The sequence below is a fragment of the Thermoflexus sp. genome (assembly GCF_025055495.1).
Lineage (GTDB): Bacteria > Chloroflexota > Anaerolineae > Thermoflexales > Thermoflexaceae > Thermoflexus.
The window spans coordinates 1-2,916 of sequence record NZ_JANWXB010000270.1 but is presented as its reverse complement, the minus strand read 5'-3'; the positions used below and the strand labels follow the sequence as shown (position 1 = coordinate 2,916).

Annotated in this window: 2 protein-coding genes and 1 pseudogene; all 3 read right to left on the bottom strand. The window is 62.9% G+C overall.

Translation table 11 applies throughout. The features are described 5' to 3' along the window. Window positions 1-358 (bottom strand): hypothetical protein (locus tag NZM16_RS08780; protein ID WP_295479976.1); only part of this gene is annotated, 358 nt, incomplete at its 3' end. Further along, a complete protein-coding gene (locus tag NZM16_RS08775) occupies window positions 355-2,241 on the bottom strand; it encodes a glycosyltransferase family 39 protein (RefSeq protein ID WP_295451420.1) in 1,887 nt (628 codons plus the stop codon). The genes NZM16_RS08780 and NZM16_RS08775, both read right to left, overlap by 4 nt. Before the next feature lie 25 nt (window positions 2,242-2,266). Beyond that, window positions 2,267-2,916 (bottom strand): annotated as a pseudogene (locus tag NZM16_RS08770) (hypothetical protein); the annotation flags it as partial.

Below are 2,916 nucleotides of genomic sequence, written 5' to 3'. Positions count from 1 at the left end.
CGCTGGCCGCGGCCGCGGCCACCACCGGACCGACCAGCATCGCGGTTTGAAAGCGGCCGGTCCCTAGCCCATCGCTCAGCCACAGCAGGGGGATCATCGCAAGGATCTGCCCGGGCTCGTAGTTGGGAACCATCTCCCCTGCGACCGTATACATCCCCACGTTTGCGCTGCCGGGCTTTACACCCAGATAGTAGAGGGGATGGATGGTGAAGCGGCCGATCTTCTGGAAACTGGAGGCAGAAACGAACATCGCCCGCTCATCGTCGCTGATCGGGTAACCGGAATACGTGAGGAAGTAGACCGAGAAGGCAAGCGCCCAGAGACCGATCGCCCACCCGACATCTCGCCGCGTGATCATGGGCGCACCTCAATCCATTCGAGCTCCAGATGATCGGAGGAGCCTATCGGAATGCGAACCAGCGTTTCCCAATTGTATCGACCGATGACCAGCCGATAGCGCCCCGGAGCGATTCCCCCGGGCATCCGGATTTCAAAGCGCTCAAAAATGACCTCCCCCTCGGACCAGGCGATGGAGGGATAAAGTCCGCGGCCTACCGGATGGTCGTCCTGGGCCACCAGCTGGCCTTCTTCGTCCAGAAGATGCATAAACACGCTGTGTTCTTCTCGAACGGTCTCCCAGCGGCGCCATGCGGTGGAGATCCGTAGGACCCCCCCAGGGGAGATCTCGCCCTCCGGCGTGATTCGGAAGGCGACCAGCTCTACCCCATCAGTCCACCGCGCCTCAACCCTCTGCATTGCGGCCAGGGCGCGCGGGGCTGGCCGGAAGGCCAGCAATCGCAAGGGGCCAAAAGCCCGTTCCTCAAGGAGCTCCGCATGCAGGCGCAACCAGCGCTCTACCTCCTCTGAGCCCGGCCACATCGGCAAATGGACCGGGATCAGCCAGATGTGATCATATTGCTGAGCGAGGCGCTCTAAAGCGGCCATGGTCTCCTCCCGTCGGAACGGCTGAGAGGCCGGGAGCATTCCCCATGGGATGCCATCCTGATGGTAATACGAGAAGGTGGGATCCGGGAAGGTGATCAGCGCGTAATCCCTCGGTTTCGCCGCCTGATCCAGCGCCTCTACCAGCTCCCGCATGGGCGGGCTCTTGGTGTATCGGGGATTCAGGTAGTGGTGAGCCAGACTCTGGACAACGCCGACCCCGATCCCCACGATGCAAACAGTGAAAAAGGCCCGGTGCCGGCGTCCTCCCGTCATAAGCTGCCCCATCCCGATGGAGGTCAGCAGGATCCAGAACGGAAGCGCCGTGATCATATAGTGGGGCGCGAAGACCGCCCGGCGCTGGGCCACTAGGAAGGCCACCAGCACGGGGGTGACAAGATGCGCGATGATCCAGAGGCCATCCGCTCGGGAGATCTGAAGTAAGCGGGCGCCCCCGAGGAATGCCCCAAGTGCCCAGAGCGTGGTGGCGAGCGTTGCCGGCCATCCGTCCCCAGTGCTCCCCACTGTGAAAGTCCGCGCGACCTGGCTCAGGCCTTCGAAGAGCGAGGGAGCGCGCTGGGCGGTCCCGGAATAAGGAGCCAGCGCATGAACAGCCAGAACCAGGGCCGGAACGCTCAGGAGAAGGATGCCCCCCAGTGCGATCACCCCGGATCGAAGACGATGACGCCAGAAAGCGCTGACTAGGATGGCCTGCAGCGCCAGCAGGATCAATAGGTTGTAATGATAATACACGCCCAGCGTCCCGATCAGGACAAAGAGGACCCAATCCCGTCGTCGGTCTGTGCGCAGGGCGCGCATCAGCGCCAGGGGCTCTGCGATGCCGAAGAAGGCCAGCGTTCCATACTGGCGGGCGTCCTGGCTCTGCCAGATCAGATAGGGGTGCAAGCTGGCCAGGATCATCCCCAGCCTCACGATCCGCCGGGGCTGCCCGAGGGCATGGAGCCACCGGCCGACCAGGGGCGTGATCAGGAAAGTAAGGAACAGCGCGTGGAACCGCAGTGCGAATTCCGAATCGCCGGCCAGCTCCATCCAGGCCTTCATCCACAGGAAGTGCAAGGGGGAATGAGGCTCCCGAGCCTCCCAGATGAACCGGAGGATAGCGGCCGGATCCTGGCGGGCGATCATCCAGGAGAAGGCCTCATCCCCGCGCAGCGAGGGCGTGGCAAGCCGGAACATCCGCAGCGCAAGGCCCAGACCCAGCGCCGCTAGAGAAAGACAAACATCCAGGATCTCACCTCTAGCTGAATCCCTCGAGCCCTTCGGGATATGAGCGGCCATGGACTGCATCCGTTTATCATTAGTATCATCGAACCTCAATCGTATCCAGTGTCAAAGACTCCATGGATCCCGTTGGATGGCCTACGACGACCATCAGGCGATACCGCCCGGGAAGCGTCTCTGCGGGCAGGAAGAAATCCCGATCGTCCACAACGACCAGGCCCGCGGGCCAGCTCGAGGGCGGATACCGCTCCAGCACGCCCCCCTGCGGCGAAGCCCCTTCGATCCGGGTGATTCCATCGGAATGAACCAGGAGGGCCTGAAGCTGAACATTCCTATCGGCGTCCGGGAAACGACGCCAGTAGAGCGTCAAATGCAGTTGTCGGGTCGGCGGGAAGACCCCCCATCGTCGAGGGGCGACGCCGTCCTTCCCAGCATGGTGGAAGCCCACCAGCATCCAGCCTGAGGTGAAACGATGCCCTACCGGGTGAGCCTCCGAGGGGAGCACTGGCCACGTCCACCGCAGCGCATAGGCGCGGATCCGGATTTTCTCCGGGAAGACCTCCATCCGCACCGGATAGCGCGCCCGCAACGCCTGATCGATCCGATCGAACGGATCGGCCCAGTCGGCATGGGCTCGGATATACCACAGAGTATCGTGAGCTTCCAGGGGAAGATGACTTAGGATCTCCTCCGCTGCCGCCAAGTCCGGGATCGGATGCGCGAAGGCATCAT

What these genes read in the sequence shown, in the direction of transcription:
- NZM16_RS08775 (WP_295451420.1), bottom strand. Translation starts at nt 2,241, where the DNA reads ATGGCCGCTCATATCCCGAAGGGCTCGAGGGATTCAGCTAGAGGTGAG.